The 214-nt window shown below is 54.2% G+C and carries 1 protein-coding gene; it reads left to right on the top strand.

The genetic code is table 11. The features are described from left to right. Positions 1 to 214: DUF1016 N-terminal domain-containing protein (locus JUK32_RS04880; RefSeq protein ID WP_239112338.1), on the top strand; the 214-nt coding region annotated here is incomplete at both ends.

Raw genomic sequence — 214 nt, 5'->3', positions numbered from 1 at the left:
TAGACGACCTTAAGACCCGGATTCGCTCGGCCCAGGTCAAAGCTGCGCTGGCGGTTAATCGTGAACTCCTGTTGCTGTATTGGCAAGTTGGGCGTGAGATTTTGACGCGGCAGCAAGCGGAGGGGTGGGGCACTAAAGTTTTGGATCGCTTGGCCCAGGATTTGAAACGTGAGTTTCCTGAGATGAAGGGCTTTTCCCGCTCCAACCTGAAGTA

The sequence above is a fragment of the Halomicronema sp. CCY15110 genome, assembly GCF_016888165.1.
Lineage (GTDB): Bacteria > Cyanobacteriota > Cyanobacteriia > Phormidesmidales > Phormidesmidaceae > Halomicronema.
Note: the sequence above shows the minus strand (reverse complement) of the source record. Positions and strands in the feature narration are given on the sequence as shown.